Source organism: Fervidicoccus sp. SLHALR4 (assembly GCF_058692745.1).
In genome coordinates this window covers 138,306-159,614 of sequence record NZ_CP182483.1, presented here as the reverse complement: position 1 = coordinate 159,614, position 21,309 = coordinate 138,306, and the positions used below count along the sequence as shown (strand labels likewise).

The following is a 21,309-nucleotide window of genomic DNA, read 5'->3' as shown; positions in this document are numbered from 1 at the left end:
TATGGTTCTCTTGCCCGATTACAAATGGCTTGAGGTTGTGCCTGGCAGACGTGGTGGACGGCCGACAGTTAAGGGTACGAGAATATCTGTTGACGATATTCTGGATATGCTTGCTACCGGTTTGAAACCTGAAGAGGTTGCCGAGGAGTTTGATATACCGTTGGAAGCTGTATATGAAGCATTGAGGTTTGCATCTAAAGCGATGAAGAGGTTTACAGTAGTTGCTGAAGCTTCTAGCTGACGAAAACACGCCTAAAAAGCTGATAACCATCTTGAAGCAGTACGGTGTAGATGTCTCGCGACTGCAGGATCTAGCACCCCGAGGTATTAGCGATAGAGAATTAGTCGATATGGCAAACAAGCTCGATAGAACAATATTAACAAGAGACACCGACTTTGCGGCACCAAGCTTCTTATCTCTAGTGAAGAACGGAGTAATCTACATTTCCTGCCAATTCTCCAAGGACGAGATACCTAAAATTGCTGAGAGAATAGCTTCAATAGCCAACCTGCTAGAACCTAAGGCTGGGCTGCTCATTGTTGTAGAGCATAATTACATAGAGATTTATGACTAACGTTTAGAACCGAAAGCTCCTTCTTTTAAGGTTGGGGTGGAAGCTTATTATAAAAATTGTAGTTTTTTACCTATTCTCATTGATGATAGCTGATGCGTGAAGGAGGCAAATCTCAAGCAACGCTCAATGATCAATACTGTGCCACCAACACAAATGCTCGAGGCCTCCCGAGGTAGGGGTAATGGGCTGAGTACCATGGCTAAGAGTTATTCCTTAGTTACATGAAATATTGTCGATTAGGATTATCAGCAATGAATGGGGAATTACCCAGTTACTTATCTAGTTTATAAATCATATTTTCCCCTAAATGAAGGAGAGGCTTTATATATCATCATGGAATATTTAAGTGGTGAGCCTGCCGGGATTTGAGCCCCTGGGGTCTCCCATCCCGGAGCCAAAACCTATATCAAAATGTTGCAAGGAGTCAAGAAGAGTGCGCACCACACACGCGGAGAAAATAATTAATATTATCTATTGCGGGAGGTTTTTATTCTATTGCAAAGTGCTTTAATCCTTCAAAGCTGTACATTGTAGTTGTGGGTGTAACTGAATGTCCAAAGTCATACGTGTACGCTATGAGAATGGAGTTCTCAAGCCTCTAGAGCCTATAGAGCTCAAGGATGGGGAGGAGGTAATGGTTTTCATCCGCAAAAGGAGGATAGGGGAGGTTCTTGACAAGTATGTTGGAATGTTTGGAGAAGCTAGTGTTGAAGAGTTGAAGCAGTATGAGGAAGAGGCTCAAGCACAGTGAGTAGCGTATTCATAGACACCAATATACTCTACAACATACTATTCAAGACAAACCTGACTCAAATAGCTAGGAGGCTCTTAGAGGAGTTAGAAGATAGAAAATTTCATACAAGTACAACAGTTGTAAATGAGCTTCTCTACATTGCTGTGAGAAAATACTATCAAGCTTCAGAAGAAGCTAGAGGACCTTATAGTCTACGAAGGATAATAGCTATAAATGGATACCCCAAATTAATCATTGAAGGTGTGCGTAGATTATTAGAAGATCTTGAAATGGAAGTCCTAGTAGAAGATATAGAGTACAGAGAAATGATAAATATAGCTACTCGTTTGAATCTTCTGCCAAGCGACGCTATAATAGCACTAACATGTAAGCACTACGATATAGACACTATTCTAACTTTTGACGAAGACTTCAAGCGTGTTCCATGGCTGAAGGTGGTTCCCTAGCCCACAGTGTTATCAACCATAATCGCCTTTAATGGAGGAGTAGCAAAACCTCTCAACTAGTCTCCTAGCACATAATTTCCTTAACAGTAAGGAGAAAATCTAGGGAAAATAGCTATATGGCGGGCCCGCCGGGATTTGAACCCGGGATCTTCGGCTCCGAAGGGCGAGGACATAAAAGCGGAGCTTCCAATAGAAACAATCAATTGGAAACATATTTCAGGACGATAATCCTATAGGATACCCATGATGATAGTCTGGAAACACTCAACCTCCGGGAAAGACTTATTGCCTCAACACTCTAAGCATATGCATGGGGCTAGGATATGTCTAAGGTTATTAGAGTAAAGTACGAGAATGGAGTTCTCAAACCTCTTGAACCTTTGGATTTAGAGGAGGGAGAGCTTCTGCTTGTATCGATTGAGAAGCCAGTAGGTGAACTCTTTGGAGTTCTCAAGAGAAGGAATCCCCCGGTCAGGCCTGAGGATGTTGAGAAGGTTATAGAGGAGGTAGAAATTGAAGGTCCTCTATGATTCCAACGTACTAATAAAATACCTTGCTGGGGATGAGAATGCAAGGACTCTAGTAGAGAAAGTGATTAACGGTGAGTGGAGTGGATACATAACAGGGACAATAGCCAGCGAGACTTTATACGTCTATCTAAGGTTCGCATTAGATATTCTATTGCAAAGTGCTTTAATCCTTCAAAGCTATACATTATAGTTAGGTGTAGCTGAATGTCCAAGGCTATTAGGGTCAGGTATGAGAATGGTGTATTGAAGCCTTTAGAACCTGTAGAGCTAGACGAAGGTGAGGAAGTTCAAGTGAGGATTGAAAGAAACCTTAGAGAGAGGATAAAGGATCTCATCGGTATCCTAGGCAGATCTAGTGAGGAAGAGTTAGAGAGATACTTAGAAGAGGCATGGTCTTCTTGATCTTTTTGGATACTAACATACTCTACCATATTCTTCACGACACGCCTAAGACCAATCAGGCCCTGACTTTACTAGAAGAGAATCCTGGAGACTATGTTATCGATATGGCTGTTCACAACGAGATCATCTACACCTCGACAATGAATTACCTAGAACATAAGCATGGTGTAAAGGGAATATACTCGTTAAAGAGGTGGATAACGAAACAAGGATATCCAGGAGAAGTCATTAACGCAGTCAGAGAATTAGTTAGAAGGTTAAACATAAGGCTAATACCAAGCACCTATACCGAACAAGAACTTTACGAAACAGTATTGAGGTACAAGCTTCTGCCAAGTGATGCAATAATAGCGCTAACATGTAAGCACTATAGCATAGATACTATTCTAACCTTTGACGAAGACTTCAAGCGTGTTCCATGGCTGAAGGTTATTCCTTAGTTTCACGAGAAATTATCGGTTAGGATTAGCTTCAACGATGAATATATCAACTGGATGCCAAGGAGGATAATCTGAAAACTTTCCGTGGATAGAAGTATAAAACATATTGGGCTGAATGCTCATAATAGTTCTTGGGTGCATGGGGATTGTCCAAGGTGGTTAGAGCAGTGTATAAGGATGGCTTGTTGAAGCCATTGGAGCCTGTGGAGCTCAAAGAGGGGGAGGAGGTATTTGTAAGGTTAGAGAGGTACGAGGACCGGGTCAGGAGGCTCCGGAAGTACCGGGGTATACTGGGAAAGGAGAGCGGGGAGAAGATAGAGGAACTCCTACTTGAGGCTGAGTTCGAGGACCTCTAAAAGAGGATAAGCGGGTTGAAAATAGTAGATACTAATATATTCGTACAATACCTCTTTGATGGAGACCGTGCAGATGAAGCTGAGAGACTCTTAGCCTCGAATCCAGACCTGGCGGTGACAGTTGGGATAATCGATGAGGTAGAATTCGTGATAATAAGACGTATAGCAGAGAAGAGGCTGGGCATTGGGAAGCTCATCAGGCTAAAGGAGCATATAAGGAAGAATGGGTTGGACTTCGCAGTTGACATGCTAGAGCGTTACACTGGAATGCTCCACGAATTCGACATAGGTGTCTTGAGAGACTATGCACAACCCAAGGAGCTACTAGAAACCATGAGCAAATACAGGCTAACTCCAAGCGACGCTATAATAGCACTAACATGTAAGCACTACGATATAGAAACCATTCTAATCTTTGACGAAGACTTCAAGCGCGTTCCATGGCTAAAAGAGGTTCCCTAGCCTACAGTATTATAAACCACAATCGCCTTTGATGGAAGGGCAGCGAAACCCCTCTACTAATCTCCTAGCACATAATTTCCTCAGGAGTAAGGAGAAAATCTAGGGAAAAAGCTATATGGCGGGCCCGCCGGGATTTGAACCCGGGGTCTCCGGCTCCGGAGGCCGGCGCCTTAGTCCTGGCTAGGCAACGGGCCCACTGCTGCACAGATCTTCCTTCCTCAGCACGGTAATATTGCTGAGCACCTCCCTTTTAATTTCCTCAGGGGGAAGAACGCTGAGCAATAGGCTCTTCAGCCTCGAGGCATCGACAGCTGTGCTCGCACTCTGCCCCGCAATGGCGCAGAACTCCTCCATCCTGGAGCTCGGCTCATAAGTACCTATCCTCCTGGAGAGCTCTATTATTTCTTCCTTATCCATCCCTATGAGGGGCCGCATGACGGGGATGCTGACGAACTGCTCTGTTGCATAGAGGTTTTCAAGGGTCTGGCTGGAGACCTGGGCGAGGCTCTCACCAGTAGCTATGGCCTTGGCCCCCTCCTTCTCAGCTATGGCCTCTGCACCTATGTAGAGAGAGGACTTGAGGGCAACAGTCCTGAAGCCATGGGGAAACTTCTCCAGGTACGGGAAGATCCACCTGTGCTCGACTACAAAGACCTTCGGGCTGTACCCATAGCACCACCTGCATACGAGAGCCTTAACTGTTTCTAAGAACTTCTCCTTCTGAGCCTTCCCCCCAATGTTGAAGAACGCTATGTCAACCTTCGCTCCCCTCTTCATGAGCATCCATGCTGCAACAGGGGAGTCGAACCCTCCAGAGACCAGAGCAACGATCTTCCCCTCGCTCTCTAGGGGAAGGCCGCCGGGTCCTGGGATCTTCTCAGTGTAGACGAAGAACCTCCCCTTCCTCGCTTCGACCCACACGGTCACCTCAGGAGCCTCCAGGTTTACTCTGAGAGCCCCCCTCCTCAGCAGCTCCGCCCCCACGAGCCTCTCTACGTCCTTGCTCGTGAATCTCTCCTCCTCTGCTCTCCTCCCCCTAACCATAAAGACTTTCCCCCTGACTTCGCTCTCAGCGGCATCTGAAGCCTTCGAGACCAGGTCGCTGAGGTCTCTGTATTCTCCTGAAAAAGCCCTGCTGACACTCTTGACTCCGAAGACCCTAGCAGCCGCGAAGGCCTCCCTCCCATCTTCGGTAATCCCCTCGATTACTATCCTCCCGGGGATCACCCTCACCTTAGCATCGGAAAAGCCCGACTCCTTCAGAGCTTCCTCTATGTTCCTCGCCAGGAGGGACTGCATCCTCCTCCTCGCAATTGCCCCCTTGATCCCTATTTCCCCGAACCTAACGATGACGACATTGTACTTCAAGACAGCACACCTTAACCTCTTGCATTATGCTCTAGCTCTACAGAAGATAATTAAGTTCCATGCTTTTCCTCCCAAATGAAGAGAGAGGAATTGAAAGTATTAAAAGGGACTCATTTCTTCATATAAACGGGGCGCTGCAGTTATGGAGAAAGACGAAGAATCGGCAATAATCCTCCTGTTCGGAGTCATCCTGCTCCTTGTCCTTCTGGGCTTCACCGTAGCTGCATCGCAGGTCGACTGCCCCAACTACATGCCCATGTACTCGCAGCCGGGCCTCAAGCTCGTGTACAACATAACCTACGTCCAGGGAAACTACACGGAGCAGATGATCAGGATAGAGACCGTGACCGCGAGGGCTCTGGGAATCTACAATGCTAGCATTGTTGTTCTGAACGCTACTGAGGGCTCACCTCAGGGATCCCCCCTCTACAACTCGACGCACAGCTACAGGATTGCAGAAGGCTTTGGAATGGAGGAAATAGGGCTGGTAGACAACATGCTTCCAGTCGGTATTAAGGAGTACAGCGTCTCGGGGATAACCTTCCTTGGAATAAAGTACTACGACCCCAGCAGCGGAGCGGTGATAACGGTGGATCCAAATACTGGGATAATACTCAGCATTGAATACTCGGGAGTAGGGAGCTACTACAACGCTTCACTGGTTGCGATAGAGGGGGGAAGCCTCTGCCATGCCTGGTAGATCCAGAGTGCACATAAGGGTCTACGGAAGGGTTCAGGGAGTCTTCTTCAGGGCCTTCATAAAATCAGTTGCCGATGAGCTTGGGCTGGGTGGGTGGGTCAGGAACGTGGAGGACGGGAGCGTTGAGATAGTTGCTGAGGGGGATGACGAGAAGCTCCAGAAGCTCATAGCAGAGGCGAGGAGAGGCCCTCCCATGGCGTTCGTCGAGAGGATCGATGTGGAGTGGGGAGAGTACACTGGGGAGTTCCAGGACTTCCGCATAAGGAGGAAGCAGATCGACTGAGCTTAATAAGGATACTTTAAATATCTCGCATGTGGAGAGAAGAGGATGGAGGTAGAAGAGCATGGCGCTGGCAGGCTCAATTTACTCCTCGCTGACCATCATCGCAGTTTCCGTTGCTGTTTTCCTCGTGGGAATAGCGATCGGGAAGGCTCTCGGCTGGGCTGTGAGGAACCTCCTCGAAAAGGTTGGGATGAACGAGTGGATAGAGAGGTTCGCAGTCGGCAAGGCCATAGCGAAGGCAGGCTACAAGCCCAGCGAATTCTTCGGAAAGGTAACTGCTTGGATAATATACGCCTCAACCATCATCATAGCTCTGTACTCCACAACCTCCCTCATGGGGCTCGTTGAAGCGACCCTGATCCTCAGGAGCATACTCATCGTGTACATTGGGGGGTTCGTCAAGGCTTTCATAGTAATAATCATCGGCTTCCTCCTCGTCGATGCCTTCATCGGCTACCTCTACAAGACAGAGGAGTCTGCGGGGGAGCTCGAGTTCCTGAGGCCAGTGGCAGAGTACCTCAGGATCCTCCTCTACATAATAACCGTTGTATTCGCCCTAGACCAGGGGGGCATCGAGGTATCCTTCCTAGGTTCGATGCTCACCCCGATACTCTGGGGGATAACGGTAATGATGGTCATAGTCATATTGTCCCGGTCTGTAGAGAAGCACATCAAGCCTTCCAGCAGCTGATCTTCATCTGAGGAGAAAAATTCTGATCTCACGGAAGAGGGATCTCCCCCCTGCTCAGGTAGCGGTCTATGAAGAGCGGAAGGAGCTTTATAGCAGCCCTCCTCGCCGAGAGGGGGAACTTCGGAAAGGCCCTCAGCACCCTCTCCTGCAGCTTCATCTGCCTAACCATGGATCCCATCCTTCCAGTTCGGAAGCTCTCCTCATAGGCTCTCTCAGGATCGAGCCCCTCGGAGATCAGCTTGGCGAGGGTTACGGAGTGGTATACTGAGGGCCTGATCCCCTCTCCCGTAAGAGGGAAGACTGTTCCTGCCGCCTCCCCTATGCTGAAAACCCCCCTCCGCACGCTCGGCTTCGGAAATCCTATGGTTATAACGGATGCGGAGAGATCCTCCACTTTGCCACGAGGGATCCTCCTCTTTATGTACTCCAGAAGCTTCTCCTTCGGGTTCTTCGAGAGGAGGGATCCGTACCCAGCATTCACTTTCCCCCCCTTCGAGGGGAACATCCAGTAGAACCCTATGCCTCTCGAATCGAAGTCGAGCACAACGCTCTGGTGGAGCTCCTCCCCCTCCACAATCGCCCTCGCTATCGGTATCCTCTTTTTCCCCTCAGAGAAGGGCCCCCTAGCATCTATGGCTATCTCCCCATCCTCCGAGAAGGGCCTCGACCTCGCGCAGAGAACTCTCCCGCCCAGCCTCTCCACTTCCCTCCTCATCTGGGAGACCCACTCGCTCTTGTCTATTATAAACCAGAGGGGGGATGAGTAGCTCTTCTCCGCTATCGTAACACCATCCAGGAGGACGCGGAACTCCCTGATCTCCTCGACGATCGGGGGCTGCACATCGTATATTTCCATATCCTGGTTCAGCAAAGCTTCACCGCAAGGCTTCCTATAGGGGCACTCTCCGTCGTAAGCTACTATGCTCTCTGCTCCTCCGCTCACGAGGGCGGCGATGGAAAATGAGGCCCCTGAAGGACCTGCGCCGAAAACCCTGATCTTCCTGCTTCTCAAGCTTCTCTCTCCCCCGGATCAAAAGATCCTTCCGCGATGGCTGGGCTTTCAAAGCTCCCCGGATTTCTCGAGGATATCTGGGAACAGCAGATTAAATTTATTAAGTTTGATTCAAAGAAGCATTTGCTCAAAACCATTGCTCTGAGAGGTGCCAATGAATGTCAGTAGGAAAGGTGAAGGGCATCAACTCCCACGGACACTTGGGCTGGGTAACAAAGAGGTGCAGGATATGCGGAAGGCTGATGGATGTAACGAGGCAGATCGTCTACAAGTGCCCCAACTGCGAGAAGAAGTATGGTGCTTACTTCTGCGAGGCAGACGCGAGGGTGCTGCACTACAGGTGCCCCTACTGCAAGGGACAGCTGGTCCTCTTCACTGAGCGGGTAAAGTGAAAGGGGACCCTGGTTCTCATGAGCTTCAGGTATGTTTGGCTCGATCCCCACAGGAGGGCTGTGGAGATCGGCCCCAATGAAGACGGATCCTTCCTCTACTTCATCGATGCATTCATTCAGTGCAGCGGCCTCAAATCTCAGAGCCCAGAGGACATTCTAAGGATCCAGGGAGGGGTCTCCATAGCGGAGATCCCCCTTTCCTCAGGAGAGGGGATAGCCAGGAGGGCGGAAGCCCTCATCGATGAAGAGTACGGGATCGTCCAGATAATAAGCCTGGAAATAGCGTCTTCCAGGCAGCTCTCCGAGGAGCTTCTCGAGAAGGAGGCCGAGAGGACTGAAGCGGAAGCGAGATCTCTCTGCTCCTCTGAATGATCGGGATCTCCTCGAATTCTGGCGCAAGTTATTTTAAACGTGATTTCCAATTCAGGAGTTGTTCAGGGTGCATTCCAAATGCAGGAGAAATATGACGTTGTGATTGCTGGTGCCGGGCCGGCCGGTTCGACTCTCGCATACCTCCTCTCCGCTCAGAAGTCCTACAGGGTAGCTGTTTTCGACACGAGGTCTTGGGAGGATCTATGGGGGAAGCCGTGCGGCAATGCCATAGGAGCCCACCACTTCAGCGAGCTGGGCATACCATCTCCGAGGGGGGACGAGATAAAGCAGGTTGTCAGGGGAATAAGCATATACAGCCCAAATGAGAGCCACGTCTTCACAGTATACGGAGAAGGATACATAATCGACAGGAACAAGCTGGGAAACAGGCTGCTCAGGGATGCAGTCAATGGGGGAGTCGAGTTCTTCCCCAAAACTCATGTCCTCAAGCCTTTGCTCGAGAACGGGAAAGTTGCTGGCGTGGAGGTAAGCGATGGCAGCGGGAAGAGGGAGGTTAAGGCAAGCGTCGTCGTTGATGCTACTGGAACGGCCGGGGTGCTGAAGAGGCACCTCCCGAGAGAGTGGCCTGTAGCGGAACAGCTCGATCCGAAGGACAGCGACGTCGCCTTCAGAGAAATAGTGGAGCTCGACTACGAGGTTCCGAATAAGGACATCATAAGGATATATCTGAACCAGCAGATCGCCCCAGGAGGGTACTGGTGGTTCTTCCCGGAGGGAGATAACAGGGCAAACATAGGGCTCGGAGTGCAGGGAGGCATGGGGCACCCCAGCCCCATGAGCATATACATGAGCAGGCTCATGCAGAGGCCTGAGGTATCGAGGAGGAAGAGGGTCATCTCCAGCATGGGGGCGAGCGTCCCCACGAGGAGGCCCATAGACAGCCTCGTGTGGAACGGCTTCATAGTCATTGGAGATGCAGCTTTCACTGTAAATCCGGTGCACGGAGGGGGGATGGGATACGCAATGATAGCTGCTTACTGGGCCGCCCGCGGAATAGAGAAGGCCCACGAAGCCGGGAGCTTCAGCGCCTCAGATCTCTGGGGTGCGAACACAGGATACATGAAGATGATAGGGGCCAAGCAGGCATCTCTTGAGCTGACGAGGATATTCCTCCAGAACCTCAGCGACAGGGACCTGGAGTTCATCATGGAGAAGAGGATAGTGAGCGAGGAGGATGTTGACATACTTGGGAGGAAGGGAGAGCTGAGGGAGGGGAGCATAGAGAGGGCGATGAGAATAGTGGACGACTTCTTCAAGATCCTCAAGATCTCTTCGAGGCCGAGCCTCCTCCTCAAGCTCAGGACGCTCCAGGCGTTCATGAGCAGAATGAAGTCGCTCTACATGAGCTACCCTTCTTCTCCAGCTGGGCTGAGGGCCTGGAAGGAGTCGGTTGAGGAGCTCAGAAGGGAGTTCCTCAGGGAAATAGGATCAGGAAGATGACCTTTTTTCCGAAAGCTTGAGCGCTTCTATGTACCTGTAGGCCCCGTGGGCAGCGACGCTCCCCTGGGCTGCAGCAGTGATCACCTGCCTGAATGCCTTCCACAGATCTGTGCAGTCTCCCGCAGCAAAGATCCCCTCGGCGTTCGTTTCCATGTAGCCGTGGACTTTTATGAACCCGTAGTCATCGGTCTCCAGGCCAAGGGACTTTATGAAGGGGAGATCAGGCTCGAACCCGATCTCGATGAAGACCCCCTCAACGGGCAAAAGCTTCTCCTCACCCGTCTTGAGGTTCTTCACCCTCACCCCGGTTACTTTTTTATCTCCAACGATCTCTGTAACAACGCTGTCGAGCAGCATCTCAACGTTCGGCTTCGACCTGACCTCTTCAACGAGTATAGGCTGCGCCCTGAACTCGCTCCTCCTGTGGATCAGGTAAACCTTCTTGGCATAGCTGCTCAGGAGGGAAGCCCCTTCCATGGCTGAATCTCCCCCTCCGACGATTGCCACAGCCTCAGCCCCCTTGAAGAAAGCCGCATCGCAGATGCTGCAGTAGCTCACCCCCCTACCGGTGAACTCCTTCTCTCCCGGGACTCCGAGAACCCTCCTCTTGAGCCCTACGGCAACGATGACAGCCTTGGAGGTTATTCTCGTCCCACTCCTGGTCGTTGCTACGAATCTCTTCCCTTCTCTCTTCACTTCGGTGACCCTGTCATGAAGGATCTTCACTCCATAGGACTCGACGTGCTTTCTGAACCTTCCTATCAACTCACTGGCGCTTATCCTCTCGAAGCCTAGATAGTTCTCTATCTCGGATGTATTGTTGAGCTGTCCTCCTAGAGCCTCCCCAACGACGATGGCATTGAGCCTGTAGCGGGCTGCGTATAGAGCCGCCCCGAAGGCTGCGGGCCCACCGCCTATTATCAGGACGTCAGCGTCTATCTTGTCTTCCTTCTTTTTGGGAGCTCCAAGCCTGAGCGACAAGAGAACCACCTCGGTTGCATTCGCTTCAGAGAGTTTAAATGTTGCGTCATTATGGATGAGACTTCTTCTATGCGGAAAAATTAGCTCTGGAGAGATGAAAAGGAAGCCAAGCTGCCTGCTTATGCCTTCATTCTGAGCATGGAAGTCAATCTCCGGAAGAGGCGAGCGAAAGGATCAGCTCAAGATAGGTTTTTTTCTCTACTTCCCCCCTCACTCCCAGAGACATGAGGGCTTCCTCTACGCACTCAGCTCCGCACCCCTCCTTGCCCTCTATCTCGGCGAACGTCCCGAGGCCCTCAACTCTGTCCAGGGAGACCTTGAAAGACGAGCAGTCGAAGTCAGTCCTCACTTTTTTTACAGTGGCAAACTTCCTGAAGCTAAGCGATTCGAGTATGCTCAGTATCTTTTTCCAGTCTGGTACGTCAGCATTGATCTCCTCCCTTGCCTTCACTCCCCTCTCCTCGATCCTCCTCCCCTTGAACGTTAGCTCCGCCCTCTCCCCTCTCCCCCTCCTCTCAACCCTGAGCCTCAGGGCCTCATCCCTTTCCTTGAAATCGTAGCAGGGATGGGAGAAGTATATGTCCTCCATCTCAAGCTCTTCCATGCCCCTGCACTTTTCCTCGAGAATATCCTTCAGCCTCTTCATCTCTTCCTCCGAGATCTTCACCTTAACCTCCACTTCCAACGAGGCTCACCTCTGAAATTCCAGAGGGAGCTCTCTCCCCTCCCAAACAGCTCTGACCTTTATCCACTTCGAGAGACCGCTGTTCCTGATCTTGGGGATGAGCACCTGCTCTATCTGGAAGACTCCAGCCCTCTCCTTCATGAAAACCGTTATGACCACCGGGACCTCGTCTGTGCTCCCTATAGTCACCTTCTCGATGCTGAGGGCAGAGATCGCATGGATGTCGTTCTTCCCCATCCTGTAAGGAATCCTCGCCCTCCCTTCGGACATATCCGTTCCGTCGGCAACCTTCACGCTTCCAGCCTCAACGGTTAGCGAAGGAACTTCGAAGCTCGTAGAGTAGATCCCGTGCATCACCTCCTGCCTCATCTTGATCCTCTTCTTTTGGTCGTCCGGAAAGAGGGAAGAGAGAACTCTGTCTATAATGTCCTTGGAAATCAATGCCCCGATGAGCTCGTGGTTCATCCTGTGGACGCTGTTTCCTATGTCGTGGAGCAGCGCCGCCAGCATAACAATGAGCTCCGCCTCTTCCACGCTCGAAGCTGTTCCATCCGCAACAGTCGTAGGAGAAACTCCTCTGGAAACTAGCCTCCTGAATATTTCTAGGCTCGATCCAGAGACTATCCTCGCGTGCACGGGGCCGTGGTCGTTGTATCTGAGCCTCTTCACAGCCATGACGTTGCTCATCTCGAGGAGCGCTGTGAACTCCTGGTCGGACCAAATGATGTCCATTGCCTTCTTCAAGAGGGGGTTCCTCTGAAGGTGCTCAGAGATGAGCGAAGGCGACACTACTGCTTCGCTGAAGATGCTTTCCGATGTCATCGCAGAAACCTCCAATCAGTTCTTCCGAGCAATATTTATAGGTTTTCTGTTTAATCTAATTTGTTCATCATTTCGAGCAGGCGGAGGGCTTAGGGTTGGAGAGCAAGACAAAGTACGAAGCTAAGATAAGGGAAAAGAGGTGGGACAAGTCAAGAGAGCTCCAGGTCATCGAGAGGTGGGAGAGGGAGGGGATGCCGAGGTTCAGGAGGGAAGAACTGGGATCCTCCCCCGCCCTCATAATAGACACCCCACCTCCCTACCCCAGCGGAAAGTGGCACGTGGCTGGAGCAGCACACTATGTTCAGCACGACATAATCGCGAGATACTTCAGGATGAGGGGCTACAACGTCCTGCTCCCCTTCTACGCCGATAGGAACGGGCTCCCTGTTGAGGTTAGCGTCGAGAAGAAGACAGGCCTCAACCCCCACGAGCTCTCCTCAACGCCTGAGGGGAGGGAGAAGTTTCTCGAGCTCTGCCGCAGGGAGCTCGATTCCGTAGAGAAGGAGCTGGTCGAGATCCTCAGGAGGCTTGGTTGCAGCTATGAGTACTGGAGGAACGGGACAGACAGCGAGGAGTACAGGAAGCTTACCCAGTCTACGTTCATAGATCTCTGGAAGAGGGGGCTCATATACTTCGCCGAGAGGCCCGTGAACTGGTGCCCGAGGTGCAGGACGACCCTGAGCGATGCCGAGCTCGAGTACACCACAAAGGAAACATACCTCTACTACATAAAGTTCGAGCTCTCGGGCGGGGGAGAAGTGATAGTAGCAACTACGAGGCCAGAGCTCCTCGCTGCTTGCAGGGCGATAATCTACAATCCGAGAGACGATAGGTACAAGGGGCTGAGCGGGAGGAGAACCATCTCCCCAATATATGGGAGGGAGATACCCATAATTGAGAGCGAATCGGCTGATCCATCATTCGGGACAGGCCTAGTCATGATATGCAGCTACGGCGACAGCACAGACGTCAGGCTGTTCAGGGAGCTAAAGCTGGATCCTCAGGTCCTCATAGATAAAGATGGGAGGATGAACGAAGCCTCAGGCTTCCTGAAGGGGCTGAAGGTGCAGGAGGCGAGAGAAAAGATAGCTGAGGAGCTGGAGAAGATCGGGGCCCTCGTCAAGAAGGAGAAGATCTCGCACACTGTTCCCGTATGCTGGAGGTGCGGCACTCCAGTTGAGTTCATACATGTCAATGAGTACTTCCTGAAGCAGGTCGAATTCAAGGAAAAGCTGCTGAAGGAGATCGAGAGCGTGAAGTTCTACCCCGAAATGCACAGGCAGAAGCTCGTTGACTGGATAAAGTCCGTTTCATCGGACTGGCCCATATCGAGGGACAGGTACTACGCTACTGAGGTGCCTGTCTGGAGGTGCAGGAAGTGCGGGAGCATCCTCATCCCGGAAGAGTTCAGATACTACAGGCCCTGGAAGGAGGAGCCCCCATTCGACAGGTGCCCCAAGTGCGGAGCAGGTAAGGAGTTCATCGAGGGGGAGAAGAAGGTCTTCGACACCTGGTTCGACTCCAGCATCTCCATGCTCTACGTCACTGGCTACAAAAGGGACAATGAGATGTTCGAGAAGGTGAGGGGCTCAGTTCTCAGGCCTCAGGGATACGAGATAATAAGGACGTGGCTCTACTACAGCCTCCTGCGGGTCTACCAGCTGACGGGGAAGATGCCTTTCAAGTGGGTCAGGGTGACGGGGATGGGGCTCGATGAGAAGGGGGAAGCGATGCACAAATCCAAGGGGAACGTCATAGATCCCTTCCCAGTGATAGAGGAGTACGGAGCCGATGCCTTCAGGTTCTGGGCGGCCGCTTCAGCTAAGGTGGGGTACGACTACCGCTTCAGCCCCCAGCTCCTGCGGACGGGGCAGCTCTTCGCGACAAAGCTCTGGAACATAGCGAGGTTCATCTCCCAGTTCCCCGACCCTGGAGGGGCATCAGCGGGGAGAACTAAGCTGGACTCCTCAGCCATTGCGCTCATGAGGAAGCACTTCAGGAAGTACATCCAGGGGTTCGATGAGATGGACACCTACGAGCCTGCCATGACTGCCTACGACTTCATCTGGAACACGTTTGCCAGCCACTACCTAGAGCTTGTAAAGAGGAGGGCCTACAACGATGAGGGCGAGTTCAGCGAGGAGGAGCAGCGCTCAGCTTGGGCCACCCTCCACATGCTCCTGAGGGCTTCCCTCAAGATGGTCGCTCCAATCATGCCATTCGTGAGCGATGAGATATGGAGGAGCATTGGCTACGGCAAGGGCGTCCACGAAGAGAGGTTCACCGAATCTGAATATGGGGAGAGCGCATCAGACGAGGAAGCCATCCTAATGGAAACTGCCATCAAGGCTAACAACGATATATGGAAGTTCAAGGTTGAGAGAGGTATGAAGCTCACCGATGCTATAGAGGCAGAGCTCATCCTCCCACCGATTCTGGAGCCAGCCTCTAAGGATCTGGAGAAGCTGCACAAGATAAAGAGAGCGGTATATACGGAGCCTCAAAAAGATGCCAGGCAGATAGGAGAAGTGGTCTGGATAAGAGAGTGAGGTCTCGCTCATGATCGATCCCTACAGGATAAGGCAGGACTTCCCCATTTTTTCCAGCGAGCTCGGAAAAGGCCTCGTCTACCTTGACAACGCCGCAACTACTCAGAGGCCGAGGCAGGTCATAGATGCGGTGAGGTCCTTCTACGAGGAGAAGAATGCCAACGTCCACAGGGGGCACTATCCTCTCAGCGAGGAGGCGGACAGGCTGTACGAGGAAGCTCACGAGAAGGTCGCAAAGTTCATAAACGCATCCAGCTGGGAGGAGATATCCTTCTTCCAGAACACCACCCACGCTATATCAGCTGTTGCCATCCCCGTAGTGGAGTGGGGGCTCATGCGCGGGAAGAGGAGGATACTCCTCACCCTAATGGATCACCACAGCAACATGCTCCCATGGAGGAGGGCTGCTGGGCTCCTCGGGGCCTCCGTTGAATACGTTGGAGTGGACGAGAATGGGTACTTGAAGATATCCGAGCTCGAGGAAAAGATGGGAGAAGACCTCATAGCCGTTTCCTTACCTCACGCTAGCAACGTCACCGGTGCGCTCAATCCAGTCGAGGAGATCTCCAGGATGGCGAAGGAGCACGACGCTCTCCTCGTTCTCGATGCCGCTCAGAGCGCTCCCCATCTGGAGATCGATGTCCGGAAGCTGGGGGTAGACATCCTTGCCTTCAGCGGCCACAAGATGCTCGGCCCATTCGGGATCGGGGCTCTCTATGTAAGGAAGGAGATAGGGGAGGAGCTCTCCCCGGTCATGGTAGGAGGGGGGACGATAAAGGACGTGACGCTTGAGAGGATCGAGTACGCTGACCTCCCATACAAATTCGAGGCTGGCACCCCCGATGTGGCGGGGGCCGTGGGTCTCTCTGCTGCCATAGACTACCTTCAGTCCATAGGAAGAGCGGGCATAGTGGAGCACGAGAAATACCTCATGCAGCAGCTGAGGAAGAGGCTCGAGGAGCTCGATTGGATAAAGCTCTATCCAGGGAGGATGAGGGGGGAGCACCTGGGAGTTGTTTCGTTCAATGTGGAGGGGGTGAACCCCCACATCGTTGGAAAGGTGCTGGGGGACTTCTACAACATAGCAGTGAGGAGTGGGCTCCACTGCGCCCACCCGTACCACTATGCTATAGGGGCAGGCGAGGGGACTTTGAGGGCCAGCTTTTATATCTACAACACCATAGAGGAAGTTGATTACCTCGCGTCTTCCCTCTCTGATGCTAGGAAGAAGTACTTCGGCTGAAGGTGAATGCATGTATGGATCTTGAGAGGAGGTTCCACCTTATAACCAGCAACGCGGAGGAGATCGTTACAGAGGAGGAGCTGAAGCAGAAGCTCGAGACAGGAGAGAAGCTCGAGGGCTACCTGGGATACGAGCCGAGCGGCCTTTTCCACATAGGATGGATGGTTTGGGCTTACAAAGCCAAGGATCTCGTGGACGCTGGAGTGAACTTCAGGCTTCTCGAAGCTACTTGGCACGCAATGATAAACGACAAGTTCGGGGGAGACCTGGAGCTGATAAGGGGAGCAGCGAAGTACATAAGGCACGGCCTCAAAGCACTGGGAATACCCGTGGACAGGATCAAGTTCATAGATGCGGAGGAGATGGTCGGGGACAAGAGCTACTGGGAGCTTGTCCTCAGGGTGGCTAAGGGAACATCGCTCGCGAGAGCAAAGAGGGCGCTGACCATAATGGGGAGGAAGGAGGACGAGGCAGAGCTTGACTCGAGCAAGATAATCTACCCATTCATGCAGGTCTCCGACATATACTACATGGACCTGAACATAGCCCTGGGGGGAATGGATCAGAGGAAGGCCCACATGCTCGCTAGGGAGCTGGCCGAGAAGCTTGGGAGGAAGAAGATAGTTGCCATCCACACACCCCTCCTCACGAGCCTCTCTGGAAAAGGGAGGGCTGGGGGCGGAGGGTCGAGGGACGAGGTCCTTGCGGAGGCGAAGATGAGCAAGTCATCCCCAGAGTCAACCATCCTGATCCACGATCCGGAAGATGTGATAGAGAAGAAGGTTCTTTCCGCCTACTGCCCCAAGGGAGTGAAGGAGTTCAACCCAGTCCTCGAAATAAACAAATACATCCTATTCTATGAGGAAGGCTTCACTCTGAGGATAGAGAGGCCCAGCGAGTACGGGGGGCCTATCGACGTTGAAAGCTACAATGACCTCGAGAGGCTCTTCACCGAGGGCAAGATCCACCCCCTCGACCTCAAGAAAGCAACAGCGAGAGCGCTTGCTGAGAGGCTCAAACCCGTCAGGGAATACTTCAGAACAAACGCAGAGGCGAGAAAGCTGGCTGAGGAGATTGCCAAATTCTACAGGATCGAGATCTCTTTTTGAAGCGGTCTCGCGTACTCCCTGAAGGCCTCGAGGTTCAGATGAAGCTGCGGGGAAAAACTTAATTTTTGGTTATTCTCAGCTTATATTGAATGCCGAATTCCACCGGAACGCTTCGAGGCGCTCCGGCTAGCTGAGGAGTTCGGAAATTTCACGCTCACGCGAGTAAGCTCACACCTCATTTCTGGTGTGGAGGATGATTACTCATGAAGTACCTGATAAGAGCGAAAGTAGAGGTAGATGGGATAGTAGACAAGAACGATGTTATAGGGGCCCTTTTCGGGCAGACCGAGGGGCTCCTCTCCCCTGAGCTCGATCTCAGGGAGCTGCAGGACAAAGGAAGGATAGGAAGGATACAGGTGGACATAAAGTCCAGCAACGGCAAGATAAAGGGAGAGATAAAGATACCTTCCAACCTGGATCGCGCTGAGACAGCGCTCATAGCAGCGCTTATAGAGACCATAGATAAGGTCGGACCCTACAGCGCGAAGATACAGGTAGTGAAGATCGTAGATCTCAGAGTCGAGAAGCTGAAGAAGGCCGTTGATAGGGCGAAGGAGCTCCTCAGGATCTGGCAGGCTACCGAGATGCCGGACATAAAGGATTTACTGAGAGAGATAGAGAGCGCCCTCAAGCCTGCAGAAATCATCGAGTACGGTCCGGAGAAGCTCCCAGCTGGAAGCGAAGTCGAGAAGGGGGATGAGCTCATAATCGTGGAGGGCAGGGCCGATGTGCTCAACCTTCTCCGCTATGGCTACAACAACGCGATAGCTGTGGAGGGGGCAAAGGAGAGCATACCGGAGAGCGTGAAGCAGCTCGCATCAAAGAAGAAGAAGGTCATAGCCTTCGTAGATGGGGATCACGGCGGTGAGCTCATTCTCAGGACGCTTCTCAGCTCAACCAAGGTCGACTACGTCGCTAGGGCACCCCCTGGGAAGGAAGTCGAAGACCTCGTTGGGAGAGAGATAGAGCAGGCGCTTCAAGCAGCTGTCCCGGCTGAGCAGTACAGAGCTGAAATGGAGAAGAAGGTCGAGAAGAAGCCAGCTGAGCAGCCGAAGCCAGAAGCTCCAAAGGCTGAAGCAGAAACTCAGCAAGCGCTCCAGACCCAGGCTGCTGAAGCACAGCAGCAAGCACAGCTCCCTCAGCCGATCACCTATGAAATACCCGAGGCAGTGATTAAATCCATATCTGAGCTGAGGGGGACCCTCGAGGCTATAATATACGACAGCTCGTGGAACCCCATTGCGAGGGTGCCCGTGAGAGATCTGTACAGCCAGCTCGAGAGCCTGGAGCCAGGAAAGGCTGCAGCTGTAGTCTTCGACGGGATAGCTACTCAGAGGATAGTGGATGCCGCCTCGGCAAAGGGAATAAAGCTCCTCGTCGCCGCCAGGATAGGGAGCATTGCCAAGAGGAAGGAGGGGGTAGCACTCCTCACAATGGGAGACCTGCTCAGCTGATGCTGAGAAGCTTCTGCATCGAGAGAGGGGTTTTCATTGAGCAGGAGAGTTCTGAGGCCAGGCTCCGTTCTCATCGAAGGCAAAGGAGAGACAGGAATTCTGGAGCCGGAGATAAGCCTGCTTCCTTCGGAGGAGAGGAGGGGCAAGTATGTTGCCATAGAGGGGATAGACGGCTCGGGAAAGACCACGCTCACCCAGCTGATATGTGAGGAGATGAGGAGAGAAGGTAAAGAGTGCGACATCGTGAGGGAGCCGTACTACGATGAGGTGAAATCCCTCCTCCACAGGATGCCGGGGATGAATCCCATTGCTGAAGCCTATCTCTTCGCAGCCGACAGGATGATCATGCACAGCGAGAGGCTCGCCCCCCTCCTGAGGAAGGAAGGAGTCCTGGTTCTCGGGGACAGGAGCTATCTGGCGAGCATTGTATACCAGAGCACGAGGGGGGCTCCGGTGGAGGTCATAATGTCCCTCAACTCGTTCGCCATTCAGCCGGACCTCGTCATCCTCCTCGACCTCGAGCCCTCTCTAGCTTGGGAGAGGCTTCAGAGGAAGGGGGACAGGCAGCTCAAGCACCTCGAAGACAGGAAGAGCTTCGAGAGGCTCAGGAGGGCCTACCTGGAAATTTCCAAAGCTCTGGCTAATCCCCCCGTTGAGGTCATCGATGCCTCCCCTCCCCCGCAGGAAGTCCTCAGGAGTGCCCTAGAAGTCCTCAGGGCGAGGAAGATCATATGAGCAGGCCTCAGCCCAGCTGCACCTTCCCTCCCGAGATCTTTATTCTTCCCTCGCCTGCAAGCTCGTAAAGGAGCCTCCTCGCTTCTGCCCTTGTGAGCTTCAGCCTCCCCTGCAGTATAGCTACGGCATCAGCTACGCTCAGCTCGCCATACTCCGTCATCGAGTCTAGGAGGATGTTGTAGCCCTCTCTGCTGACCTTCTTCTCAACGAACTGAGCTTCAGAGATGCTGAGCTGGTTCATCTCGAGGTACATCTTCTCGCCCCCCCGCCTATCCTTGAGCAGAAACAAGGAACCCCCAACCTCCTTGAGCTCGAGAACCCTCGCCTTCAGAATCAGTCCGAGGAAGGATCCCGTGTGGGTTGCTGCGAAGGAAACTGAGTTGGAGACCCTTTCGAGCTCTCTCGCAAGGGGCCTCAAATCGTAGCCAACAGCATATATGAGGCTCGGGTAGCCCACTGCTCTGCTCAGGTCTCCCTCTACAGCAACCTTCTCAGGAGGCAAGCCACGCCTTCTCAGGAAGCCCTCCAAGATGTTCCTGTTCATTGGAGAGAGCTCTATTATGCGTGGTTCCATCCCATCCCTCAGTGCATTTGCCGCTGCCAGGGAAAGGAGGTACATTGCTCCTATGCCGTGGTGAGTTATCACCACCGCCCTCAGCCTGGTGCCGAGCTCCTCCAAATTCAAATGGCTCCACCACACAGCTATTCTGAGAGAAAAATAATTTTAATTTCTGCAGAGGAAGCTGCTGGAAGAGAAGAGGTGCATCAAGTGCAGAGCTTGAGGGAGATACTCTCTCACTACCTCGAGAGGGTCCCGTGGCTTAAGGAGTATTGCGATATGGTTCTGAGAGGGGAGAGGTGGGGCGGAAATGCTGTGCTCATCGTTGTCGACGCATCCCTTGTCTCATCAGGGCTCAGCTATTTCGGAGTGGTCTTGCCGAAGGTTGAAGAGTTCAGGAGGAGGTTCGTGGAGAGCGGAGCCGTGAGGACTCTAAGGGATCTTGCTGAAATGGACGCTGACTCTCTCGCATCTTTTTGGAGGAACGGGAGGACTGTTGTAGCAATGAAGGAGATCGCTGGGAAGCTGAGCCAAATGGGAGGTGGAAGCGATGCGGAATCGCTGCGGAGGTGGGCAAGCTCTTCAAGCGTATCTGCTTGGAGGAAAGATGCTATTGGCTCTATAAAGGGGATTGGGATCATAACCTTCCAGTACCTTCGCAACATGGGAGGAGCAGACACGATAGTCCCGGACAGGATTGTGAAGAAGTTCCTGAATGAAGCTCTCGCGAAAGCTGGTCTTGAGCCCATAAATGGAACGAATGAAGAATTCGTAGAGAGGGCCGAAGCAGTCATAAAGAAAGCGGGCTTCAGGCCCACCGAGATCACATGGCTTTCATGGATCATCCAATCCGGCGCAGACAAATTTGAGAGCTACAGGTATCTGCTCAGATAATGCTTTCCTGTGCTTTCAAGCATACTCTCTTTCA

The 21,309-nt window shown here is 52.3% G+C and carries 28 protein-coding genes and 1 tRNA gene; 22 read left to right on the top strand and 7 right to left on the bottom strand.

Annotation, left to right across the window (positions count from 1 at the left end):
* Position 1 precedes the first annotated feature (1 nt).
* The 10 genes from ACLGLO_RS00880 (at position 2) to ACLGLO_RS00835 (ending at position 3,965) form a co-directional block, all read left to right on the top strand.
* Positions 2–241, top strand: a complete 240-nt coding sequence (locus tag ACLGLO_RS00880) for a DUF433 domain-containing protein (RefSeq protein WP_492128534.1) — start codon at positions 2–4, stop codon at positions 239–241.
* Complete coding sequence (locus ACLGLO_RS00875; RefSeq protein WP_492128533.1) at positions 222–575, top strand: DUF5615 family PIN-like protein; 354 nt, start codon at positions 222–224, stop codon at positions 573–575. The genes ACLGLO_RS00880 and ACLGLO_RS00875 overlap by 20 nt, the downstream gene beginning before the upstream one ends.
* A gap of 550 nt (positions 576–1,125) precedes the next feature.
* Positions 1,126–1,326 (top strand): antitoxin family protein, encoded by a 201-nt coding sequence (locus ACLGLO_RS00870; RefSeq protein WP_492128532.1) that lies wholly within the window; start codon positions 1,126–1,128, stop codon positions 1,324–1,326.
* Positions 1,323–1,775, top strand: coding sequence for a PIN domain-containing protein (locus ACLGLO_RS00865; protein ID WP_492128531.1), 453 nt, complete (start codon positions 1,323–1,325; stop codon positions 1,773–1,775). Before ACLGLO_RS00870 ends, ACLGLO_RS00865 begins: the two co-directional genes overlap by 4 nt.
* 323 nt (positions 1,776–2,098) lie before the next feature.
* Positions 2,099–2,305 (top strand): antitoxin family protein, encoded by a 207-nt coding sequence (locus ACLGLO_RS00860; protein WP_492128530.1) that lies wholly within the window; start codon positions 2,099–2,101, stop codon positions 2,303–2,305.
* A complete protein-coding gene (locus ACLGLO_RS00855) occupies positions 2,289–2,495 on the top strand; it encodes a hypothetical protein (RefSeq protein WP_492128529.1) in 207 nt (68 codons plus the stop codon). Before ACLGLO_RS00860 ends, ACLGLO_RS00855 begins: the two co-directional genes overlap by 17 nt.
* 14 nt (positions 2,496–2,509) lie before the next feature.
* Entirely contained in the window at positions 2,510–2,707 is a 198-nt protein-coding gene (locus tag ACLGLO_RS00850; protein WP_492128528.1) for an antitoxin family protein, read from the top strand.
* Complete coding sequence (locus ACLGLO_RS00845; RefSeq protein ID WP_492128527.1) at positions 2,695–3,147, top strand: PIN domain-containing protein; 453 nt, start codon at positions 2,695–2,697, stop codon at positions 3,145–3,147. Before ACLGLO_RS00850 ends, ACLGLO_RS00845 begins: the two co-directional genes overlap by 13 nt.
* Before the next feature lie 155 nt (positions 3,148–3,302).
* Entirely contained in the window at positions 3,303–3,503 is a 201-nt protein-coding gene (locus ACLGLO_RS00840) for an antitoxin family protein (RefSeq protein WP_492129094.1), read from the top strand.
* A gap of 15 nt (positions 3,504–3,518) precedes the next feature.
* Complete coding sequence (locus ACLGLO_RS00835; protein WP_492128526.1) at positions 3,519–3,965, top strand: PIN domain-containing protein; 447 nt, start codon at positions 3,519–3,521, stop codon at positions 3,963–3,965.
* Between the two features lie 116 nt (positions 3,966–4,081).
* Here the strand turns inward: ACLGLO_RS00835 and ACLGLO_RS00830 are convergent.
* Positions 4,082–4,160, bottom strand: a tRNA-Arg gene (locus tag ACLGLO_RS00830).
* Positions 4,146–5,333, bottom strand: a complete 1,188-nt coding sequence (thiI, locus tag ACLGLO_RS00825) for a tRNA uracil 4-sulfurtransferase ThiI (RefSeq protein WP_492128525.1) — start codon at positions 5,331–5,333, stop codon at positions 4,146–4,148. The genes ACLGLO_RS00830 and thiI overlap by 15 nt, the downstream gene beginning before the upstream one ends.
* Positions 5,334–5,475: 142 nt before the next feature.
* Here thiI and ACLGLO_RS00820 point away from each other — a divergent pair, with 142 nt between their 5' ends.
* The 3 genes from ACLGLO_RS00820 (at position 5,476) to ACLGLO_RS00810 (ending at position 7,007) form a co-directional block, all read left to right on the top strand.
* Positions 5,476–6,033, top strand: a complete 558-nt coding sequence (locus tag ACLGLO_RS00820) for a hypothetical protein (RefSeq protein WP_492128524.1) — start codon at positions 5,476–5,478, stop codon at positions 6,031–6,033.
* Positions 6,023–6,316, top strand: coding sequence for an acylphosphatase (locus ACLGLO_RS00815; protein ID WP_492128523.1), 294 nt, complete (start codon positions 6,023–6,025; stop codon positions 6,314–6,316). The genes ACLGLO_RS00820 and ACLGLO_RS00815 overlap by 11 nt, the downstream gene beginning before the upstream one ends.
* Before the next feature lie 61 nt (positions 6,317–6,377).
* Positions 6,378–7,007 carry a hypothetical protein gene (locus tag ACLGLO_RS00810; protein WP_492128522.1) on the top strand — a complete coding sequence of 210 codons (630 nt, stop codon included), beginning with the start codon at positions 6,378–6,380 and terminating at the stop codon, positions 7,005–7,007.
* A gap of 28 nt (positions 7,008–7,035) precedes the next feature.
* On the opposite strand, the gene ACLGLO_RS00805 is transcribed toward ACLGLO_RS00810, so the two are convergent.
* The gene (locus ACLGLO_RS00805; RefSeq protein ID WP_492128521.1) at positions 7,036–8,019 is read right to left on the bottom strand and encodes a geranylgeranyl reductase family protein; all 984 of its coding nucleotides are present in this window, start codon (positions 8,017–8,019) and stop codon (positions 7,036–7,038) included.
* Between the two features lie 158 nt (positions 8,020–8,177).
* Here ACLGLO_RS00805 and ACLGLO_RS00800 point away from each other — a divergent pair, with 158 nt between their 5' ends.
* From ACLGLO_RS00800 to ACLGLO_RS00790, 3 genes are all read left to right on the top strand, one after another.
* Positions 8,178–8,411: a hypothetical protein gene (locus ACLGLO_RS00800; protein ID WP_492128520.1), complete on the top strand. Its 234-nt coding sequence runs from the start codon at positions 8,178–8,180 to the stop codon at positions 8,409–8,411.
* A gap of 18 nt (positions 8,412–8,429) precedes the next feature.
* Positions 8,430–8,783, top strand: coding sequence for a hypothetical protein (locus ACLGLO_RS00795; RefSeq protein ID WP_492128519.1), 354 nt, complete (start codon positions 8,430–8,432; stop codon positions 8,781–8,783).
* 78 nt (positions 8,784–8,861) lie between these two features.
* On the top strand, positions 8,862–10,244 hold the full coding sequence (locus tag ACLGLO_RS00790) for a digeranylgeranylglycerophospholipid reductase (RefSeq protein WP_492128518.1): 1,383 nt from the start codon (positions 8,862–8,864) through the stop codon (positions 10,242–10,244).
* On the opposite strand, the gene trxB is transcribed toward ACLGLO_RS00790, so the two are convergent.
* From trxB to ACLGLO_RS00775, 3 genes are all read right to left on the bottom strand, one after another.
* Positions 10,233–11,225 (bottom strand): thioredoxin-disulfide reductase, encoded by a 993-nt coding sequence (gene trxB, locus ACLGLO_RS00785; RefSeq protein WP_492128517.1) that lies wholly within the window; start codon positions 11,223–11,225, stop codon positions 10,233–10,235. The two genes, ACLGLO_RS00790 and trxB, sit on opposite strands and share 12 nt — an antisense overlap.
* A gap of 145 nt (positions 11,226–11,370) precedes the next feature.
* Positions 11,371–11,904: a class IV adenylate cyclase gene (cyaB, locus tag ACLGLO_RS00780; protein ID WP_492129093.1), complete on the bottom strand. Its 534-nt coding sequence runs from the start codon at positions 11,902–11,904 to the stop codon at positions 11,371–11,373.
* A gap of 12 nt (positions 11,905–11,916) precedes the next feature.
* Positions 11,917–12,732: an HD domain-containing protein gene (locus tag ACLGLO_RS00775; RefSeq protein WP_492128516.1), complete on the bottom strand. Its 816-nt coding sequence runs from the start codon at positions 12,730–12,732 to the stop codon at positions 11,917–11,919.
* A 95-nt stretch (positions 12,733–12,827) separates the two neighbouring features.
* Between ACLGLO_RS00775 and ACLGLO_RS00770 the strand changes: the two genes are divergently transcribed.
* From ACLGLO_RS00770 to tmk, 5 genes are all read left to right on the top strand, one after another.
* On the top strand, positions 12,828–15,281 hold the full coding sequence (locus ACLGLO_RS00770; protein ID WP_492128515.1) for a valine--tRNA ligase: 2,454 nt from the start codon (positions 12,828–12,830) through the stop codon (positions 15,279–15,281).
* 10 nt (positions 15,282–15,291) lie between these two features.
* Positions 15,292–16,524, top strand: a complete 1,233-nt coding sequence (locus ACLGLO_RS00765; protein ID WP_492128514.1) for an aminotransferase class V-fold PLP-dependent enzyme — start codon at positions 15,292–15,294, stop codon at positions 16,522–16,524.
* A 14-nt stretch (positions 16,525–16,538) separates the two neighbouring features.
* Positions 16,539–17,633, top strand: coding sequence for a tyrosine--tRNA ligase (locus ACLGLO_RS00760; protein WP_492128513.1), 1,095 nt, complete (start codon positions 16,539–16,541; stop codon positions 17,631–17,633).
* 203 nt (positions 17,634–17,836) lie between these two features.
* Positions 17,837–19,087, top strand: coding sequence for a DNA primase DnaG (gene dnaG, locus ACLGLO_RS00755; RefSeq protein WP_492128512.1), 1,251 nt, complete (start codon positions 17,837–17,839; stop codon positions 19,085–19,087).
* Positions 19,088–19,123: 36 nt separating this feature from the next.
* On the top strand, positions 19,124–19,822 hold the full coding sequence (tmk, locus tag ACLGLO_RS00750) for a dTMP kinase (RefSeq protein ID WP_492128511.1): 699 nt from the start codon (positions 19,124–19,126) through the stop codon (positions 19,820–19,822).
* A gap of 7 nt (positions 19,823–19,829) precedes the next feature.
* Here tmk and ACLGLO_RS00745 read toward each other — a convergent pair whose 3' ends face one another.
* Positions 19,830–20,507, bottom strand: a complete 678-nt coding sequence (locus tag ACLGLO_RS00745) for a hypothetical protein (RefSeq protein ID WP_492128510.1) — start codon at positions 20,505–20,507, stop codon at positions 19,830–19,832.
* An 84-nt stretch (positions 20,508–20,591) separates the two neighbouring features.
* Here ACLGLO_RS00745 and ACLGLO_RS00740 point away from each other — a divergent pair, with 84 nt between their 5' ends.
* The gene (locus ACLGLO_RS00740) at positions 20,592–21,275 is read left to right on the top strand and encodes a hypothetical protein (protein WP_492128509.1); all 684 of its coding nucleotides are present in this window, start codon (positions 20,592–20,594) and stop codon (positions 21,273–21,275) included.
* Positions 21,276–21,309 lie beyond the last annotated feature (34 nt).

What these genes read in the sequence shown, in the direction of transcription:
- ACLGLO_RS00850 (WP_492128528.1), top strand. Translation starts at nt 2,510, where the DNA reads ATGTCCAAGGCTATTAGGGTCAGGTATGAGAATGGTGTATTGAAGCCT.
- ACLGLO_RS00790 (WP_492128518.1), top strand. Translation starts at nt 8,862, where the DNA reads ATGCAGGAGAAATATGACGTTGTGATTGCTGGTGCCGGGCCGGCCGGT.
- ACLGLO_RS00880 (WP_492128534.1), top strand. Translation starts at nt 2, where the DNA reads ATGGTTCTCTTGCCCGATTACAAATGGCTTGAGGTTGTGCCTGGCAGA.
- ACLGLO_RS00760 (WP_492128513.1), top strand. Translation starts at nt 16,539, where the DNA reads ATGGATCTTGAGAGGAGGTTCCACCTTATAACCAGCAACGCGGAGGAG.
- dnaG (WP_492128512.1), top strand. Translation starts at nt 17,837, where the DNA reads ATGAAGTACCTGATAAGAGCGAAAGTAGAGGTAGATGGGATAGTAGAC.
- ACLGLO_RS00765 (WP_492128514.1), top strand. Translation starts at nt 15,292, where the DNA reads ATGATCGATCCCTACAGGATAAGGCAGGACTTCCCCATTTTTTCCAGC.
- ACLGLO_RS00845 (WP_492128527.1), top strand. Translation starts at nt 2,695, where the DNA reads ATGGTCTTCTTGATCTTTTTGGATACTAACATACTCTACCATATTCTT.
- ACLGLO_RS00820 (WP_492128524.1), top strand. Translation starts at nt 5,476, where the DNA reads ATGGAGAAAGACGAAGAATCGGCAATAATCCTCCTGTTCGGAGTCATC.
- ACLGLO_RS00810 (WP_492128522.1), top strand. Translation starts at nt 6,378, where the DNA reads ATGGCGCTGGCAGGCTCAATTTACTCCTCGCTGACCATCATCGCAGTT.
- ACLGLO_RS00815 (WP_492128523.1), top strand. Translation starts at nt 6,023, where the DNA reads ATGCCTGGTAGATCCAGAGTGCACATAAGGGTCTACGGAAGGGTTCAG.
- ACLGLO_RS00870 (WP_492128532.1), top strand. Translation starts at nt 1,126, where the DNA reads ATGTCCAAAGTCATACGTGTACGCTATGAGAATGGAGTTCTCAAGCCT.
- ACLGLO_RS00795 (WP_492128519.1), top strand. Translation starts at nt 8,430, where the DNA reads ATGAGCTTCAGGTATGTTTGGCTCGATCCCCACAGGAGGGCTGTGGAG.
- ACLGLO_RS00860 (WP_492128530.1), top strand. Translation starts at nt 2,099, where the DNA reads ATGTCTAAGGTTATTAGAGTAAAGTACGAGAATGGAGTTCTCAAACCT.
- ACLGLO_RS00800 (WP_492128520.1), top strand. Translation starts at nt 8,178, where the DNA reads ATGTCAGTAGGAAAGGTGAAGGGCATCAACTCCCACGGACACTTGGGC.
- ACLGLO_RS00775 (WP_492128516.1), bottom strand. Translation starts at nt 12,732, where the DNA reads ATGACATCGGAAAGCATCTTCAGCGAAGCAGTAGTGTCGCCTTCGCTC.